This window comes from Gibbsiella greigii, from assembly GCF_039540155.1.
Lineage (GTDB): Bacteria > Pseudomonadota > Gammaproteobacteria > Enterobacterales > Enterobacteriaceae > Gibbsiella > Gibbsiella quercinecans.
The window spans coordinates 114703-132493 of record NZ_BAABEM010000011.1 but is presented as its reverse complement, the minus strand read 5'-3'; the positions used below and the strand labels follow the sequence as shown (position 1 = coordinate 132493).

Annotated in this window: 14 protein-coding genes; 11 read left to right on the top strand and 3 right to left on the bottom strand. The window is 58.0% G+C overall.

What is annotated here, in order from left to right; translation table 11 throughout:
- Positions 1-27: 27 nt before the first annotated feature.
- Entirely contained in the window at positions 28-1083 is a 1056-nt protein-coding gene (locus tag AC559G_RS11760; protein WP_498912674.1) for an alpha/beta hydrolase family protein, read from the bottom strand.
- Positions 1084-1229: 146 nt separating this feature from the next.
- Here AC559G_RS11760 and AC559G_RS11755 point away from each other — a divergent pair, with 146 nt between their 5' ends.
- The 3 genes from AC559G_RS11755 to AC559G_RS11745 all read left to right on the top strand — a co-directional run bounded on the left by AC559G_RS11755 (position 1230) and on the right by AC559G_RS11745 (position 3974).
- Complete coding sequence (locus AC559G_RS11755; protein ID WP_498912673.1) at positions 1230-2252, top strand: helix-turn-helix domain-containing protein; 1023 nt, start codon at positions 1230-1232, stop codon at positions 2250-2252.
- Positions 2253-2330: 78 nt separating this feature from the next.
- Positions 2331-3536, top strand: coding sequence for an MFS transporter (locus AC559G_RS11750; RefSeq protein ID WP_498912672.1), 1206 nt, complete (start codon positions 2331-2333; stop codon positions 3534-3536).
- Positions 3537-3638: 102 nt separating this feature from the next.
- Positions 3639-3974 carry a DUF2002 family protein gene (locus AC559G_RS11745; RefSeq protein ID WP_438596644.1) on the top strand — a complete coding sequence of 112 codons (336 nt, stop codon included), beginning with the start codon at positions 3639-3641 and terminating at the stop codon, positions 3972-3974.
- 31 nt (positions 3975-4005) lie between these two features.
- On the opposite strand, the gene AC559G_RS11740 is transcribed toward AC559G_RS11745, so the two are convergent.
- The gene (locus AC559G_RS11740; protein WP_498912671.1) at positions 4006-4452 is read right to left on the bottom strand and encodes a DUF1198 domain-containing protein; all 447 of its coding nucleotides are present in this window, start codon (positions 4450-4452) and stop codon (positions 4006-4008) included.
- Between the two features lie 49 nt (positions 4453-4501).
- Positions 4502-4840, bottom strand: a complete 339-nt coding sequence (locus AC559G_RS11735; protein ID WP_438596646.1) for an MbeD/MobD family mobilization/exclusion family protein — start codon at positions 4838-4840, stop codon at positions 4502-4504.
- Between the two features lie 185 nt (positions 4841-5025).
- On the opposite strand from AC559G_RS11735, the gene smrA reads away from it, so the two are divergent.
- The 8 genes from smrA (at position 5026) to AC559G_RS11695 (ending at position 17582) form a co-directional block, all read left to right on the top strand.
- Entirely contained in the window at positions 5026-5598 is a 573-nt protein-coding gene (gene smrA, locus AC559G_RS11730; RefSeq protein ID WP_498912670.1) for a Smr/MutS family protein, read from the top strand.
- Positions 5599-6021: 423 nt separating this feature from the next.
- Positions 6022-6735 (top strand): cellulose biosynthesis protein BcsO, encoded by a 714-nt coding sequence (gene bcsO, locus AC559G_RS11725; RefSeq protein ID WP_498912669.1) that lies wholly within the window; start codon positions 6022-6024, stop codon positions 6733-6735.
- Positions 6726-7499 (top strand): cellulose biosynthesis protein BcsQ, encoded by a 774-nt coding sequence (gene bcsQ / locus AC559G_RS11720; protein ID WP_438596649.1) that lies wholly within the window; start codon positions 6726-6728, stop codon positions 7497-7499. The genes bcsO and bcsQ overlap by 10 nt, the downstream gene beginning before the upstream one ends.
- A gap of 57 nt (positions 7500-7556) precedes the next feature.
- Positions 7557-9656, top strand: a complete 2100-nt coding sequence (gene bcsA / locus AC559G_RS11715; RefSeq protein WP_498912668.1) for a glycosyltransferase family protein — start codon at positions 7557-7559, stop codon at positions 9654-9656.
- On the top strand, positions 9653-12058 hold the full coding sequence (gene bcsB, locus AC559G_RS11710; protein WP_498912667.1) for a cellulose biosynthesis cyclic di-GMP-binding regulatory protein BcsB: 2406 nt from the start codon (positions 9653-9655) through the stop codon (positions 12056-12058). The genes bcsA and bcsB overlap by 4 nt, the downstream gene beginning before the upstream one ends.
- A 61-nt stretch (positions 12059-12119) precedes the next feature.
- A complete protein-coding gene (locus AC559G_RS11705; RefSeq protein WP_498912666.1) occupies positions 12120-16073 on the top strand; it encodes a cellulose biosynthesis protein BcsC in 3954 nt (1317 codons plus the stop codon).
- 15 nt (positions 16074-16088) lie between these two features.
- Positions 16089-16571 carry a cellulose biosynthesis protein BcsD gene (gene bcsD, locus AC559G_RS11700; protein ID WP_498912665.1) on the top strand — a complete coding sequence of 161 codons (483 nt, stop codon included), beginning with the start codon at positions 16089-16091 and terminating at the stop codon, positions 16569-16571.
- A gap of 3 nt (positions 16572-16574) precedes the next feature.
- Entirely contained in the window at positions 16575-17582 is a 1008-nt protein-coding gene (locus AC559G_RS11695) for a family 8 glycosyl hydrolase (RefSeq protein WP_498912664.1), read from the top strand.
- Positions 17583-17791: the final 209 nt, after the last annotated feature.

Sequence of the window (17791 nt, the reverse complement as noted above, 5' to 3'; positions counted from 1 at the left end):
GCTGGCCGGATAAGTATCCGCACGCCGTCATGCCTTGTACGGCGGGAGCCATGGCCGGATAAATTCAACGACGGCCTGAATGGTTTGCCGGTGAAATGCGTCGCGTTGCGCCGAAGGCGTGGCGCAAATAAATGCCTCTCCGTCCGCTTCCAGGATGGATTTCGCCGCCGGTGTGCAGGTTGGCAAAAAATCGAAGTGGTTACCGCCAGGCAACGTTAGCGTGCGAATAGGGTATTTACCGCTATCGGCGGCCAGTTTGGCGCCGCCCAGATTCCCCACCGTGTTTCCTTCCATATAGTGCTGCGGCACGATAACCAACAGCGGCGCACTGAGCCTGCGCAGGCTGGACGGCGACAGGTAGTGCACCATCCCCGGATCGAGCGCGATGGCAAAGCGGATGCGCGGATCGGTATAGTCGGCATCCATTTGCCGTGCTGGTAAGGCCGACAAATCTACCCCGGCCGCGGTATAGAATTGGCAGCTTGGCGTAGCTGGCGCCTGGCGGCAACCGTGGGCGAAACCCTCGCGCGTGATACGTCCGCCGATGGCGGCAATGGCGCTGTAGCCCCCTTTGGAGTGGCCGATGACGCCGACGGCGTGCGGATTAATATGTTGGCGCCAGCGTGGGTTTTGGCTGACCGCGGTAATCAGGGCGGAAATATCCTGCGTCTGCTGCCACAGCCTGGCCGAGCGTGCCGGTATGGAATTGCCGGTGGTGCTGCCGGGGTGGTTCACCGCCACTACGATAGCGCCTTGCTGCACCAACGCCTGCGCCAGCCAGGCTTGGCTCATCGCATTGCCGCCGCTGCCATGGCTTAACACAATCAGCGGGAAGCGCCCGGCAGCGACAGGGGCATCAGGATGGGTATTGATGCAGTGAAATACCGGGGAGTGGGCGGCAGAGCATTCAGGCACTGGGGCGCTTGCCGTGCGTTGCTCGCGGGGCGGCGTTGTAGGGTAACGCACCCACCCAGTAAGCACTCGCTCACCGTTGTGAAAGGTCTGTTGATGGCTGGCGACTTGATAGGGCGCAGCATTCGCCAATGTGCTGAATAAGGCAATAAGCAGCAGTAGTGTTTTCATTTCGGGTTCTCATGGCTGGTGGAAACGCCATTGTGCCCACGCCGGGAATGGCCGCGACCTCGATCGCGATCCAGCACCTCAACCGATTGTTTTAACAGTTTTAAGGCCCTACACTCGCCATTCAGTCACTACTCTGATGGGCCGCTATGCCACTTGTCCCGCTTTCCTTTCTGTTTAGCCTGATGTGCCTGATCCTGCTGTTGCGCCTTGGTCGCCCGCAGCGCCAGCGCTGGGCGTTCCAACTATTGCTGCTGTTGTGTATCTGGCAAAGCCTGTTGATTGGGCTGCGCTATGGCTACCATGTGGCGCTGTTTAATCCGTTGCAGCCCTTTGGCGCCGTGCTGGTGCCGGTGCTGAGCTACCTAGCGTTGCTGACCAGCGCCCAGGGGCGGTTGAGCCGTTATACCTATGGGCACCTGATGCTGCCGCTGTGGGTATGGCTGGCGGCCACGTGGGCGCCGGTGTTGTTGGATGCGCTAATTGTCGCCAGTTATCTGGGGTATGGCATCGCCATGCTGTTTTATCTGCGCCGGGGGGAGAACTGCCTGCAACAGGTGGCGTTGACGGAAAGCTGGCTGAGCTACCGGCTGTGGCGGGCATTGGCTGTTGTGCTGATACTGTGCAGTATGGCTGAAATCGTGATTATTGTGGATTTCGAGCTGTTCGGCGGGCGGTTGGCGGCGCTGGTGGCCACCGTCAGCAATACGCTGCTGGCCCTTGGCGTCGCCCTGGCGCTCGGGCTGATGCGGCCACCAGAGGCCACTGTGGAGCCCGTGGCGGAGGTGGGCGGCGAGGAGCGTGCCGCCCCTGAACAGACGGCGGCGTGGTTTGCCCAAATACACCGGCGTTTGCAACAGGATAATCTTTATCTAACGCCTGAGCTGAACCTGGCCAGCCTGGCGCGCAAGGTGGGCCTGCCGGCCCGTAAGGTTTCGCAGGCTATTAACCAGCAGACCGGGATGAACGTTTCCCAGTATGTGAATCAACTGCGGATCCAGCAGGCGGCGGCGTGGCTGCGCGGCAGCGAAAAGCCCGTGACGGAAATTATGCTGGATGCCGGTTTTATCACCAAATCGAACTTTAACCGTGAGTTTCAGCGCGTCCTGGGCATGAGCCCCAGTGAGTGGCGCAGGCGGAAAGCTGAGAATAGAAATAATAATTCGTTATAACTATCACATTTCTCATCGGTTTGTGCTGGGGTATGCTGATAGACGTTGTCGTTCCCCCTTGTTTGTGAGCCACGCCCCATGACCGCAATCAGTCGCAAAGAAAATAATTTTCAGCTTAACAAGCGGATTTTATCCGTAGTGATGTTTACGTTTACCTGCTATCTGACCATCGGTTTGCCGCTGGCGGTGTTGCCGGGGTTTGTGCATAACCACCTGGGTTATAACTCGGTGATGGCGGGGTTGATTATCAGCGCGCAATATTTCGCGACGTTGGTCAGCCGTCCGCATGCCGGGCGTTATGCCGATCAGTTCGGACCGAAAAAGGTGGTGCTGTTTGGCCTGGCCTGTTGCGGGTTGAGCGGGGTGTTTTACGCTATCGCCTATTGGTTCGACGGCCTTCCGCTGCTGAGCCTGATCCTACTGTGCATTGGCCGCATGCTCCTGGGCGTGGGGGAAAGCTTCGCCAGCACCGGTTCGACGCTGTGGGGCATCGGGCTGGTGGGATCAGCACATACGGCGCGAGTGATTTCCTGGAACGGTGTGGCTACCTATGGCGCGATGGCCGGCGGCGCGCCGCTGGGTGTTTACCTTAACCAGCACTGGGGCCTGGCCGGGGTGGCCGGGCTGATTGTGTTCGCGGTGCTGGTGTCGCTGTGGCTGGCAAGTGGCAAACCGGTGGTGGCGATTTCGGCCGGCAAGCGTATTGCCTTCAGCGCCGTGTTTGGGCGCATCTGGGCGTATGGGATGGGATTGGCGCTCGGCACCGTGGGGTTTGGCGTTATCGCCACGTTCATCACCCTGTACTACGCCGAGAAAAGCTGGAGTGGCGCGGCTTTCACGCTCACGTTATTTAGCTGTGCGTTTGTCGGCATGCGGTTGTTGTTCAGTAATGCCATCAACCGCTACGGTGGCCTGAGCGTGACGCTGGTGTCTTTTGCGATCGAAATCGCCGGCCTGCTGTTGATCTGGCTGGCGATCGCGCCGTGGATGGTGCAGATCGGCGCACTGCTGGCCGGGGCAGGTTTCTCGTTGGTGTTCCCGGCGTTGGGCGTTGAGGCGGTGAAACAGGTGCCGCAACAAAACCAGGGAACGGCGCTTGGGTTGTACTCGGCGTTTCTGGATCTGGCGCTGGGGATCACCGGGCCGCTGGCTGGGTTGCTGATCACCTATAGCGGTATGCCGTCAATCTATCTGGCGGCGGCGCTGATGGTGTTTTTTGGCGCGTTGTTAACGCTGCGGATGCAGGCGCTGGCGCGCCGCGGATCGGTAATAAACCATAATTAGGGATTATTCTGAAACCCTTATTTATATTAATAAAGTGATTGTTTCATCTGCTGTTTGCGGTAAGGTCGCACTGCGTTTAGCAATGAAAATAAGGAGAAATTAATGTATTTACGGCCGGATGAAGTGGCTAGAGTGTTGGAGAGTGCCGGCTTTGTACGTGATTATGTCAGCGATCAGGCCTATGGTTACCGCAAGGGCGAACACTATGTGTATGTTAACCGGGAAGCGCGTATGGGGCGAACAGCGTTGGTGATCCACCCCGCGCTGAAAGAGAAGAGCCTGCATTTTGCCACGCCGACCTCGCCGGTGCGCACCAGCGAGCAGTATCTCGAATTCCCTCTGGACTTAAGCGGCGACGCACCAACCCAGCGTTATGGCATCCCTCATGGTTTTAGCTCCCGCGATGCGCTTTCGCGCTACCTGTACAGCATGTTCTGATGCGTTTTCCCCCGGCTAAGGGGGAACGTACTCACAGCGCTACCAGCACCTCATGGTTGAAACGCTCGTTGTAGCTGCGGCGAAACTGCGCCAGCTCAAACGCGTCCAGATCCATATCGGCAAAATAAAACAGCGCGGCCTCGGTGTGTTCGCTGAGCAACTCCGGCGACAGGCCCGCGCGTATTAATATTTCACGCCAGTGGCCGATTTGCTCATCGTCCGCCTGTTTGACGAAAGTGGCATAGATAAAGATCAGATAGGCCGCCTGGTGCATTTCTTCTCTGTAGCCGTTATTCAGCATCCTGATGAAATTCTGGCTTTGGCGCGGCCCCATTTCTTGCATCATCGACTCAATCAGCAAGGGTTTGATCTTCAGCCGATGCGCCAGTGAAGCCACCGCTTTGCGGGTATCGGAGGTCAGGATGAAATAACCCGCGATAAAAACCAATACCAGGGCGGCGATGATGATCCACGTCATTAGGTTGTCTTATTGTGTTGGGGCGCAGTGCCGGGCCATGGGCGCCGGCCTAGTGCTCATTGCCAAAGTTGCCGCCGGGGCGCGTTTGCGTATTATGCAGGTGGTGATTGAAGGTGGCGGCGTCTTTCGCCAGCGCATCCAGATGGGCGCCCAGCATTTTGATCTGCTTCACCAACGCATGCTGTTCCGGCACCGAACTGGCGGTGCTCAATTTGCGCCGCAGCTGTTCATTCTGCGCGCGCAGGGCCGCTTCCCGCTGTTTGGCTTCTTCCAGCAGCTGTTGCAGCGCCTGGTAGCTTTGCTGCCATTCACGGTGCTGCTTTTCGAAGCTGGCTTGCAATTCATTCATTGCATGTTGAAACCGAATATCCAGCTCGCGCATTGTCATCTTCTTCTTCCTTATTGCGGCACTCAATCGAGGTTGGCAGTATAGCGAAAACTGTTCAGAAGCTCACCCGTTGCTGCACCCTTTGTTGACAATCTGTTACTTGCAACCCTGCGGCGGTGTCTTACAATCATCACTATCCCCTGATGGCGAAGGTTCCCGGCCTTCCCTGTAAGAGTGACGCGACGATGAGTAACGATGAGCAAGGTTTTTTTGAGCAGGCGATGGCGGATGTGATCCCGCTCGCCGGGCGGCAGCAGACGCTGTACCTGAAGCCGCAGGATCATATGGATAAAACCCAACGCCGGGAGGTGCGGGCCATACCGTTGAACAACGTTCTCAGCACGGATTTCCTGGCGATTATTCCCCGTGCCACGGCGCTGGAGTATAAACGCGAAGGGATCCAGCAGGGCGTGCTGGATAAGCTGCGCCAGGGGCGTTATGCCCCGCAGGGCAGTTTGAACTTGCGTGGCAGCACGGTGGAGCAATGCCGGCAGGCGCTGTTTAGTTTTATTGTCCAGGCGGAACGGCGAAATTTGCGCTCGTTGCTGGTTGTGCATGGCCGTGGCCGGGCGGATGACAGCCATGCGAACATCGTGCGCAGTTATGTCGCCAAATGGCTGGTGCAGCTTGAACAGGTGCAGGCGTTTTGCCGGGCGCTGCCGCGGGACGGCGGCGATGGCGCTTGCTATGTCACACTGCGCAAGTCTGCGGCGGCGAGGGCCGATAACTTTGAGCGTCATGCCAAACATAGCCGTTAGCTATACCCAAAATAATTCGAGTTGCAGGAAGGCGGCAACGCAGCGAATCCCCAGGAGCTTACTCCAGTAAGTGACTGGGGTGAGCGAGGAAAGCCAACACACCTGCAGCTTGAAGTATGACGGGTATAAAATGTTTTAATAAAACTAATGGGTATAAGGATTATGCAGTGTAATCAATAATTACGTCGGGTTTATATTTGTTTCCTTTATGTGCCTTTACAGATGTTTTTCTGTACACAGTAAAAATAATCTCGTGATATTTTTTTGATCTTCGTTACACTTTGAGTAACATTAAAGCGTAATACGGTGTTTTTACAAAGGACTGTGTTTTTTTACTATGAACCCGCCGTTTGTCTCCCTGATTAATGGTGATGTCAGTGCCTTTCGCGTGGATAAAAAGATAATCCAGACAGGGTTGCCTATATGAATAAGTACGATGATATCAAGCGTTTTATCGAAAAAACAAAAGTGGAAGGCATTGATTATAAAGAGATAAATGAAAGGGTAGTGGAAGAGGATCTGGCAACCTCAATGAAAAAATGGAGTTTGATTAAACAAATTTCCGCCATTGAAGAAGATTCCGATCTTCCTTTTGGTAAAGGCATGACTACCCAATCCGCGCCGCAGCCCGTGAGCGCTGAAGAGTTTGCCAATGCGGCCCGGCAAGCGCGTAAACAAGCTGAAACGGCGGTTGCCGCACCGCGCACACCAAAAGCCACTTCTGCTCCTGCGATTGATCCTTTTTCTTCCGAAGTGCCGCCGCCGGTACCGGGTTCCCGTCTGATGGATTCCCTGCATGCGATATTGCCGCCGCAATCGGCGCCCTCGGTGGCGCTGGAGGATGAAAACCCGGCGCTGCAAGCAGCATCCATTACCCCAGGCCACCAGCAGAACCTGCTCGATTCCCTTAATCAGCTTTTGCCGCCAGGCCAGCAGGAAGCTGCGCCATCGGCTGCCCCTTCTTTGCCGGAGAAGGCGCCGTTAACGGCACCGGTAGCGGCTACAGCGCCGCCAGCGGCAGCGGATAGCGGGTTCCGCCAAATGTTTAAGCAAAAAGCACCGCAGCAGGCTGCGGCATTATTACCTCGCGACACACCGCTCCAACCCTTGCTAGAGATGATTGCATTATGCCGTTAGTTTGCGTTTGTTCGCCAAAAGGTGGCGTAGGGAAAACCACGATAGCTGCCAATTTGGCCTATTCCCTGGCCCGCAGTGGCAGTAAAGTTCTGGTGATTGATTTTGACGTGCAGAACGCACTGCGTTTGCACTTTGGCGTGCCGATTTCGGATACGCGCGGCTTTGTGGCGAATGCCGCGGAAGAATCTGACTGGAGCCAGTTTATTTTAAAAGCCGGCTCGAATACCTTTGTGTTGCCCTATGGCGATGTGACGGAAGATCAGCGCCTGGCGTTTGAGCACCATTTGGCGGCCGATCCGCTGTTTTTGAAGCGCGGCCTGAATACCGTATTGAATTATCCAGGGCTGGTGATTATCGCCGACTTTCCGCCAGGCCCAGGGCCGGCGCTCAAAGCGGTGCAGGCCATCGCCGATTTGCATGTGGTGGTGATGCTGGCGGATACCGCCTCGCTGTCGCTGTTGCCGCATATGGAGCAACATAAATTAATCGGCATGCCGCTCAATAATAAAAATGGTGAGTATTATGTCGTTAACCAAATTGATACCCGCCGTACGTTAAGCCGTGACGTCACGCAGTTTTTTGAGCAGCGCTTGCATGACCATTTATTAGGAACGGTTCACCGGGATGAGTGTGTGCCGGAGGCTAACGCTTCGCAACAGGCCATAATTGACTTTAATCCGGTATCTGCTTCGGCGTTTGATATTGAATTGATTAGCAAAAAGGTTGCCGCCATTTTGGGGATTAAAATCGGTGTGGGGGAATGATTCGCACGATTAGATATAAATAATTATCAATATTATTTTTTTGGTGGCCTGATTATTATGAATAAAATACTTTTTTATCTCCTGATGCTTTTGCTATTACCGGTTGCCGTGGTGATTATCATTACGCCGATGGATAGCGAGAAACAGTATATTTTCGGTCTGATTAGTATCGCCATATTGTTTTTGCTGGGGCAAAGCAAAAGCAAGCGTATTACGGTTGTGATGGTCATTATGTCGGCCATGATGTCGATACGTTATATTTACTGGCGCACAACGGAAACACTGCATTTTAATTCCACCATCGAAGCCATTCTGGGCATTGGGCTTTACCTGGCCGAGCTGTATATCTGGGGGATTTTGCTGCTGGGCTACCTGCAAACCACCTGGCCGCTGCAGCGCAAGATTGAGCCGTTGCCGGATGACACCGCGCTTTGGCCGACGGTGGATGTTTATATCCCCACCTACAACGAAAGCCTGGACGTGGTGCGCGACACCGTACTGGCCGCACAATGCATTGATTACCCAAAAGATAAAATAAAAATCTATGTGTTGGATGACGGCACGCGCAACGAGTTCGCCGTGTTCGCGGCCGACGCCGGCGTGGGTTACATCACCCGCGCGGAGCACTCGCACGCCAAAGCCGGCAACCTGAACCATGCGATGAAGGTCACCAAAGGCGAATTGATCTGCGTATTTGACTGCGACCACGTGGCCACCCGCGCTTTCTTGCAGGCGACGGTGGGCGGCTTTCTGAAGGACCCCCGCCTGGCGCTGGTGCAGACGCCGCACTACTTTTATTCCCCCGATCCGTTCGAACGCAACCTGTCCGCCGCACGTGCCATGCCGGGCGAAGGGGCGCTGTTCTACGGCCCGATCCAGCAGGGCAATGACAACTGGAACGCCACCTTTTTCTGCGGCTCTTGTGCGGTTATCCGCCGTACTGCGCTGGATGAAGTCGGCGGCTTTGCCGTTGAGACCGTCACCGAAGACGCCCACACCGCATTGAAAATGCAGCGCCGCGGTTGGAATACCGCCTTCCTGTCGATTCCGCTGGCCGCCGGGCTGGCGACGGAGCGCCTGGGGCTGCACATTGTTCAGCGCACCCGCTGGGCGCGTGGTATGACGCAGATTTTCCGCGTCGACAACCCGCTGCTTGGCCGTGGGCTGAAGCTGCCGCAGCGCCTGTGCTACCTCAGCGCCATGCTGTATTACCAACTGGGGCTGCCGCGGGTGGTGTTCCTGACGGCGCCGAGCGTCTACCTGTTGTTTAACCTCAACATCATCTCCTCATCGGCCAGCCTGATTTTTGCCTATGCGCTGCCGCACCTGGTGATGTCGATCTATGTCAACTCGCGCATGAACGGCCGCTATCGCTACAGTTTCTGGGGCGAAATTTACGATACCGTAATGGCGTTTCATCTGGTATTGCCGACGCTCGTCACCATGCTGGCGCCCAAGCGCGGCAAATTCAACGTGACGGATAAAGGCGGGCTGCTGGACGTCGGTTTCTTCGACTTCAACATCGTAAAACCGCACCTGATCATCGCTGTGTTGATGACGATCGGTATCGGTTACGGCATTGTGCGGGCCATTTTCCACGATTACTTTGGCGTGGATCCGCGCGTAGTGGCGCTGAACGTGCTGTGGGGCGGATTTAGCGTACTGATCCTGCTGGCGGCGATCGCCGTTGCCAAGGAAACCCGCCAGGTGCGCAAAACTATCCGCGTGGAAGCGGCGATCCCGGCGATTATCCACTACGCCAACGGTATTTCCCTGCGCACCACCACCATTGATATCTCGATGGGCGGCGTTCAACTGATCACCCCGGATGAGCGCTACCTGAATGAAGATATTGAGGATGTGGAGATTCAGCTATCTTCCGGCGCCGAAAGTTTCCCGGTGCGGCAAGTCAGCGGCGACAAAGAGCGCCTTCGTCTGCAGTTCAAGAACCTGTCTTTACCACGGCGCCGTGAGTTGGTGCGCATCGTGTTATGCCGTGCGGACGCCTGGATCGGCGAGAGTTATCCACAGGATAACCCGCTGCGCTCTCTGGCCAGCATTGTGCGCTGTGTCTTTGAGCTTTTTTACAACACATGGAAAGAGCGTCGGGCCAAAAACAAGCCTGCTGCGCCTGCCAGCAAAGGTGAAGCGGCATGAAATACAGTGTGAAAAACGGCAAGCGCGTACCTCGCGGCCATAAACTGCTCAGCAGCCTGCTGCTGATGCTCGGCCTATTCCCCGCCGCGCAGAGCCCCGCAGAAGAGGCCGCCCCGGCGGCCGGCGGCGCAGCGGTGGCGCTGCCAGACTGGTTACCTCCGGCGCCTACGGCGCCGGAGGCTGTGGGTGCTGCACCCACAGCCCAACAACAAACAGATGAGCCGGTTACGCCGCCGCCCGGCGGGCCAGCGGCGCAGCCGCTCGCCACGGATCTGACCATCGCGGAAATGGGGCAGCCCGGCGGCCTGACGCTGAGCGGCGTGCAATTGCAATCCGGCATCACGTTCACGCTGCCGCGCGATCAGGTGATCACCAATGCCAAATTGACCCTGGTGCTGAAGGTGTCGCCGGCGTTGTTGGCCCGCGACGCATCGCTCGATCTGATGCTCAACGGCCAGCCGCTGGGCAGCCTGCCGCTCAGCCAGGATAGCGGCGGCAACGGCACCTATGAGCTGGATATTCCCGGCGCGATGATCGTCTCCAGCAACAACCTGAGTTTCCGGGTGAGCGGCGGCGACAGCATGACCTGCCAGGCGTCGGAATCCTCACAGTATTGGGTGACCGTGCAACCGAACAGCGTGTTGAAGCTGGAAGGGTTACAACTGGACAGCAGCCCGGATTTGGGCCATTTCCCACGGCCATTCTTTGATTCGTTGCAAATGCAGGAATCGAAAATCCCGCTGGCGTTCTCCTCCGCGATGAAGCCGGGCGACGTTAGTGCCGCCGCCATCGTCGCCTCTTATTTTGGCATGGTGTCCGATTATCGTGGCGTGGATTTTCCCGTGGTGCTGGGCGATCTGCCGGAGCAAAACGGCATTTTGTTTGGCCGGCCGGGCGACAAAATCGGCTCGCTGACGCTGCCGGCCAGCAATGGCGCTTCACTCAAGGTTATCAATAACCCGGTTAACCCGGTTTATAAACTGTTGCTGGTGCTGGGCAATAATGATGTCCAACTGCGCCAGGCCGCCTACCGGCTGGTGACCAGCCCGCTGCCCGAACAGATGGATACGGTGGCTGTGGACAACACCCTGATCCCGTCGAGGGCGCCTTATGATGCCCCGCGCTGGATTGATACTTCGCAACCGGTGACTCTGGGCGAACTGATCGGCCGCGATCAGAACAATGTGCTGACATCGAACGGCATTTACCATGAAGGTATCAAGGTGGCTTTCCGCGCCGCACCGGATCTGTTCATGTGGGACGGCCGCCATATTCCGCTGCGCCTTGATTATCACTTCCCGGCGGATCACTGGATTGATGAAGATCGATCGCGGCTCAACGTGTCGATCAACGGTACCTTCCTGCGCGATCTGACGGTGAATAAAGTCGGCCTGTTGGAGAACATCTGGCGCCGTCTGGGGGGCGACAGCCGCCAGGAAAGCTACACGTTGCAGCTTTCCCCTTACCTGATCTACGGCGATAACCAACTGCAGTTTTACTTCGACATCAAGCCGAAGCAGGGCACTCCGTGCAGCATTCTCACCAGCAATAACAGCAAAAGTCGCATTGATCCGCGCTCATATATCGATCTGAGCGGCAGCTACCATTTTACCCAGCTACCGAACCTGTCCTATTTTGTCGGCGCTTCCTATCCTTTCTCTAAACTGGCGGATTTTTCCAGCAGCCTGCTGCTGTTGCCGGAAGCGCCCAGTGCAGGGGAAATCCGTAGCCTGATGAACATGAGCGCCCGTGCCGGTAATGCCACCGGGGTGCCGATCGGTAACGTGCAGGTGGCGTTTGGCCTGCCGGATAACGCCCAGGAAAACCCACTGTTTGCCCGCGATATTCTGGCGGTCAGTACGCTGGCGAACTCCGGGTTTAACCAACGGTTGCTGCAGCAGTCGCCGTTTGACGTCAGTGCTGATTTACTGGCGGTGAAAAAAACCACCCAGTTACGGCGCCTGGTGTCCTGGCTGACCGGCGATTGGTATACCCAACCGCTGGATGCCGATCGTTACCTGCAGTCTAACGGCGAGTGGCGCGGCTTTGTCAGCTACCGTTCACCGTGGTCGGCCAATCATGTTGTGGTGCTGGTAACCGGCAGCGACGAGCAGGAACTGGCAAAAATCCATAACGATCTGAAGTCGCCGGAGATCAACGCCGGCGTGCGCGGCGATCTCGCCGTGATCACCGATGAAAGTGGCGTGCGCAGCTTCAGCGTTGGCCAACAGTTCCCAAGCGGCCAAATGCCCTGGCATATGATGGTGATCTGGTATGCCAGCACCCATATTGTGATCCTGGCGTGGATCGCCGTGGCGCTTTCCCTGATCGCGGGCAGCGCGGCCTATTTGATGCTGGTGCGCCATTCAGCCAGGCGCTTGGGCAAGCAGCCGAAGAAATAACGATGATGACAATGATAAACGCATTACCTATTAAGCAGCCTGGCGATTCCCGGGGTGGAAAATGAAAAGAACAACGCTGTCTTTGGCAATACTCAGGGTGCTGTACCTGGTCGGCAGCGCTGGCATCCTTGCGGGCGCGATGCCGGCTCTGGCGGCGGATGCCCCCAACCCGGCGATGAAGGCGCTGTTTGAGCAGGCGGAGTACTGGCACGCGCGGGCGCACGATGAGCTGGCGAAAGACGCCCTGCAGAAAGTGCTGCTGGTCGATCCGAACAACAGCCGGGCGCTGTATCTGATGGCGCTGTATTCCCTGCAAAGCGGCAATACGGCGGCGGCGACCCAGTGGCGTGAGCGGCTGGCGAAGGTATCACCGCAGGATCCGTTGCTGATTGAACTGGGCAACGCCAAGACGCTGCGCGCGGTGCCGCCTTCACAGCTTGCTTCGGCGCGCCAGATGGCGGCGCAGGGCAACATTACCGGCGCGCTGGCCGCTTACCGCGTGATTTTCAACGGCGATACCCCATTGGACAGCCTGGCGACCGAATATTACCTCACCATGGCGGGGGATAAAAGACTGTTGCCGCAGGCGATAGCCAGCCTGGAACAACGGGTTGCCCAGCGCCCGGGCGATGCCGAAGCGCGCCTGGCGCTGGGCAAGGTCATGACCTATCAGGAAACCACCCGCCGCCAGGGGATTGCCTTGCTGAACGGCATGGCGGCCGACAGCCCCGAGGCCGATCGCGCTTTGCGCCAGGCATTGTTGTGGCAGGCTCCGCAGGAAAGCGATCGTGATGTTTATCAGGAGTACCAGGCGCGCCACCCGAATGATACGGCGGTGATGGGCTATTTCCAGAAGAACATCGGCGGCGCCGCCAAAAGCCAGGGGTTCACGGCGCTAAACAGCGGCGATGTCAACGCGGCGAAAAGCCAGTTTAACAGCGTGCTGGCCGGCAATCCGAACGATCAGGATGCGCTGGCCGGCCTGGGGTATATCGCCCAGCGCAGCGGCGATTTTGCCCAAGCAGCCGACTACCTGTCACGCGCGGCCCAGCAGGGCGGCGCGAATAGCGAACAGCTGAAAAGCCAGGCGGAAGACGCCGCTTTCTATGCGCAGTTGGCCAACGCCAAAGCGAGTGCGGACCGCGGCAACTATGACGCCGCGCTGGCTGCCGTCACGCCGCTGGCGCAAGGCAGCGACGACAAGGGCGTATCCGCCGCGCTGCTGCGTGCCGATATTCTGCGCCGCAAAGGGGATCTGGCGGCGGCTGAGCAGCAATACAGCGCGCTGGGCAGTAACCAGAATGCCCGCGCCGGGTTGTATTACGTGCTGCGCCAGCAGAACAAAACGGCGCAGGCCGATCAAGTGTTGCAAACGTTGCCGGCTGAATTGCGCAGCCGGCTGCAGGCGCCGCCGGTGGTGGATGCCATTGAACCGCTGCGCCGCCAGGCGGCCCAGGCAGTGGCCAATGGCGAGCCGCAACGAGCCCTGAGCCTGTTGCAACAGGCGCAGGCGCGCCAGCCCGGCAACGTCTGGGTGCGGCTGGATATGGCGCGCATCCTGCAGCAGCAGGGGCAAACCGCGCAGGCCCAGGCACTGATGCTGCCGCTGGAGCGCCCGGGGGCCGGCGCCACCGATTTGTACGCCGCCGCATTGTTCGCTTCGGAAAAACAAAACTGGCCTTATACCCGTGCGTTGATGGCGCGCATTCCGTCGGGCAGCCAGACGGCGGCCATGCGTGAGCTGAACCAGCGTGCCAATTTCAACCAGCAGATGGCCGCCGCCGATGCCTATCTGCAACAGGGCAACAGCGTTGCCGCCGCCAATACGCTGCGCGCGCTGGCGCAAAACCCACCGGCTGCGCCAGCCGATGTGGGCGCATTGGCGAAGAAACTGGCCGCGACCGGGCAACTGCCGCTGGCGGTGCAACTGGTGCGCCAGAGTATGCAGGCCGGGGTGAAAGGCAATGCCGGCGACTATGCCGATCAGGTGGCGGTGCTCAATGAGGCCGGCCTGAGCAATGAAGCGCTGGCCTTCTTGCAGGATCCGCAGATTCAGTCTTCAACCTCCTCAACGGTGCTGGCGGATATTCGCAACGGCTTTGTGATTAACGAAGCCGATCGGCTGCGCGAGCAGGGCCAATATGCCGAGGCCTACGATCGGCTGGTGGTAGCGCTGCAGGCCGATCCGCAAAACCGCGATCTGATGCTGGCAATGGCGCGCCTGTACCAGTCGGGCAAAATGAACCAACAGGCGAATCAGGTCTATACCTACCTGATGAACAATGACACCCCGGGGCAGGATGCGCGTATGGGGGCGATCAATATCGCGTTGGCTGAAGGGGATACCCAGCGGGCGGATACGTTGATGCAAGGGCTGACTGGCCCACGCACGCCGGATCGTCTGCTGTTGGCGGCCAGGGTGGCGGAAGCGAAGGGCGATCACCAGCAGGCGCAGGCGCTGTTGCGCTCCGCCAAAGGGAAAATGATTGGTCTGGGCGGCGGGGAAGGCGCATTGCAAATCGCCGGCCTGCAGATGGCCGACAACCCGTTTGTCGATCGCACGACGCGCGGCAACCGGCCGACGACGCAGTCGGTCTACGGCACGGTGATGCCGTGGCAGCAGTCCGATCAGCTTTCTTCCGGCACGGCGGCATTGCAGACGGGCAGTGTGCCTACCGCGGTGGCGCAGCGCAGTGCGACGGAGCAGCAGATCGACACCATGCTCGATCGCCTGCGGGACAAAACGGCCACGTGGGTACAGGGCGATCTGTCGGTGCGTGGGCGCGATGGCGAAAGCGGCCTCAGCCAACTGACGGAAGCCAAGGCGCCGATGACCTTCTCGTTTGTGCCGTTTGAAACCTCGCGCTTAAGCCTGACGGCGACGCCGGTTTCCCTGAATGCCGGCAACCCGTCCGGCACCGGCAACACGCGTTTTGGCCAGGGAGCGCTTGCCCAGGCACAGTATGCAAAAGAAGATGCCGAAGGGTATGCGAGCACGCTGGGGATTTCCGGGGATACGCTGTCGGCGTTGCAGACCGCCGCCACCAGAGCCTATAGCAGCAGTTGTAGCAGCAGTTCACAAACCGCATCAGACACACAGTGCGATGCCTATAGCGCTATCAGTGGTATGGATCCAACCACCTATTCCGCACCGGCCGCTGGCGATCAAAGCACCACCGGGGTAGAACTGAACCTGGCGCTGTCCGGCGATAACTACCGGGCGGATATCGGCAGCACGCCGCTGGGCCAGGATCTCAACACGCTGGTGGGGGGCGTCCAATGGTCGCCTAAGCTGACGGACTATACCACGCTGACTGCCACCGCTGAGCGGCGGATGGTTACCGACAGCTACCTGTCCTACGTGGGTACCAAAGATACCTACAGTGGCGATAGCTGGGGCCAGGTTACTAAAAACGGCGGCAGCCTGAACCTGTCCTATGATGATGGCGACGCCGGGTTTTATGCCGGCGCCGGTTATTACAGCTATCTGGGCCATAACGTTGCCAGCAATAGCTCGGTCAATGCCAACGCCGGCCTGTATGTGCGCCCGTATCGTGAAGACGATCGCGAGCTGAAAACCGGTATTAACGTCGGCTACCTCAACTTCGATAAAAACCTCAGCTACTACAGCTACGGCCAGGGGGGCTATTTCAGCCCGCAGAACTACGTCAGCGTGTCGTTCCCGGTGGAATATACCCAGCAATACAGCAACTGGGATCTGAAGCTTAGCGGTGCAGTGGGGTACCAGTCATACACCCAGGATCGCAGCGCCTACTACCCGAACAACCCGGAACTGCAGGCCGAGCTTGAAAATCTGGTGGCTGCCGGCTATGCCTCCGAAGCCTACTACGCCGGCAAAACCCAGAACGGCATTGGCTGGAATTTGGGGGTTGGCGGCAATTATCATCTGAACAGAAACATGCGCATTGGCGGCCAGGTCAGTTACGATACCTTCGGCGACTACAATGAAAGCAAAGCGCAGGTTTACTTCCGCTATTTGATGGGCGACAACTGATTGCTGGTGGGGAATATGCAAGAACACCGTTATACACAGCTCGAACAGGAATATTACCGCCATCGTCAGCAGGCCGTCTCCGGTTGGCAAGTCCTTACCCAGGCGTTGTTTGCCGGCATTTTGTCCTCTGCGGATGATGAAGACGGGCGGCGCTTTCTCAACCTGGTTGGCAAGAATCTGGCCGGCCAGCATCCGCTGCCGTTTTCGCGCTCGCTGGGGGAATTGGAAGACAATATGAATGCCATCCTCAGCCGCTTTGACTGGGGCGTGGTCACCATCGAAGCCAGCCAGCAGCAGCTCACGCTGGTGCACCTGGCATGGCCGCCGTCCCCGCAGGGGCAGGACGATGCGCTGTGGCGCGTGGCGTTGATCTCACTGCTTGAAGGCATGTACGCTGAATGGCTGCTGTCCCAGGGCGGGCACCCCACCGTGCCGCTGCGCTGGGTGACTACTTCGGCGGAAGGCGCGTTTATCTTCCGCTATAAAAATGGATTGTAAGGAATGTTTATGCGGTCGATAAGGGCTATCAGTCTGCTGGTGCTGGCGCTGTTCTCCACAGCGGCGCTGGCCCAGGGCAACGGTTGGTCAACCTACAAACAGCGTTTCCTGATGGCTGATGGGCGTATCGTTGATACGGCGAATAAAAACGTCAGCCATACCGAAGGGCAGGGGTTCAGCATGTTGCTGGCGGTGTTCAATAACGATCGGCAAACCTTTGATAAGCTGTGGCAGTGGTCAAACGCCAATCTGTTTCGCAGCGACGTAGGGATGTATTCCTGGCGTTATGATCCCAACAGCGTGCCGAAGGTGGCGGATAAAAATACCGCTTCCGACGGTGATACGCTGATGGCATGGGCGCTGCTGCTGGCCGGCGATAAATGGCATGATAGCCGCTATACCCAGGCTTCCGAGAAGCTGCAGGCGGCGCTGATCAAACACACGGTGATAAAATACGCCGGTTATACCGTGATGCTGCCCGGGCTGAGCGGTTTTAACCAAACCACGTCGGTTACCGTTAACCCTTCCTACTTCCTTTTCCCGGCGTGGCAGGCGTTTTATCAACACAGCCATTTGAAGGTGTGGAAGGATTTGGACGCCAGCGCGCTGGCGATGCTCGGCCGTATGACGTTTGGCCAATACCGGCTGCCTTCCGATTGGGTTACGCTCAATGCCGACGGCACCCTGGCGCCCGCCAGCAAGTGGCCGGCGCTGTTCAGTTACGATGCCATTCGCATCCCACTTTATCTGCGCTGGGCGCACCCCGGGCAAGCGGCGCTGGCGCCTTATATTCAGTTCTGGCAACAGACCCCGCGTAATGCCACCCCGGCCTGGGTCAACGTGTTGAGCGGTGCTAAGGCCAATTACATGATGTCGCCGGGCCAACTGGCGATTCGCGATTTCACCATGGCAAATACCAGCGCCATCAGCGATCAACTCTCCCAGGGGGGGGACTACTACTCCTCCAGCCTGCAACTGCTGGCCTGGTGGGCCGCCAACGGCGCCCATTAACCGCGCGCCAGGCCGTGCGCTGACCGGCGGCCTGGTACTTTTCCCTCACTCTGCCAGCAATCAAATCGATTTGCCCCGCCAGCATGGCCCTGCCGCTGTCAATGCATTGCCTTGGCTGGCCAAGCTTCATCGGTTAGCCAGCTCATGATTAAACGTGCCCAGCGTTAAGCGATGGTTTAGCCTATCGACGCCTTCAATTATGCATAAAA

Coding starts and splice junctions, on each gene's coding strand:
- AC559G_RS11695 (WP_498912664.1), top strand. CDS start 16,575: ATGTTTATGCGGTCGATAAGGGCTATCAGTCTGCTGGTGCTGGCGCTG.
- smrA (WP_498912670.1), top strand. CDS start 5,026: ATGAGTAACGATGAGCAAGGTTTTTTTGAGCAGGCGATGGCGGATGTG.
- AC559G_RS11735 (WP_438596646.1), bottom strand. CDS start 4,840: ATGACAATGCGCGAGCTGGATATTCGGTTTCAACATGCAATGAATGAA.
- bcsO (WP_498912669.1), top strand. CDS start 6,022: ATGAATAAGTACGATGATATCAAGCGTTTTATCGAAAAAACAAAAGTG.
- bcsB (WP_498912667.1), top strand. CDS start 9,653: ATGAAATACAGTGTGAAAAACGGCAAGCGCGTACCTCGCGGCCATAAA.
- AC559G_RS11740 (WP_498912671.1), bottom strand. CDS start 4,452: ATGACGTGGATCATCATCGCCGCCCTGGTATTGGTTTTTATCGCGGGT.
- AC559G_RS11755 (WP_498912673.1), top strand. CDS start 1,230: ATGCCACTTGTCCCGCTTTCCTTTCTGTTTAGCCTGATGTGCCTGATC.
- bcsD (WP_498912665.1), top strand. CDS start 16,089: ATGCAAGAACACCGTTATACACAGCTCGAACAGGAATATTACCGCCAT.
- AC559G_RS11745 (WP_438596644.1), top strand. CDS start 3,639: ATGTATTTACGGCCGGATGAAGTGGCTAGAGTGTTGGAGAGTGCCGGC.
- bcsA (WP_498912668.1), top strand. CDS start 7,557: ATGAATAAAATACTTTTTTATCTCCTGATGCTTTTGCTATTACCGGTT.
- AC559G_RS11705 (WP_498912666.1), top strand. CDS start 12,120: ATGAAAAGAACAACGCTGTCTTTGGCAATACTCAGGGTGCTGTACCTG.
- bcsQ (WP_438596649.1), top strand. CDS start 6,726: ATGCCGTTAGTTTGCGTTTGTTCGCCAAAAGGTGGCGTAGGGAAAACC.
- AC559G_RS11750 (WP_498912672.1), top strand. CDS start 2,331: ATGACCGCAATCAGTCGCAAAGAAAATAATTTTCAGCTTAACAAGCGG.
- AC559G_RS11760 (WP_498912674.1), bottom strand. CDS start 1,083: ATGAAAACACTACTGCTGCTTATTGCCTTATTCAGCACATTGGCGAAT.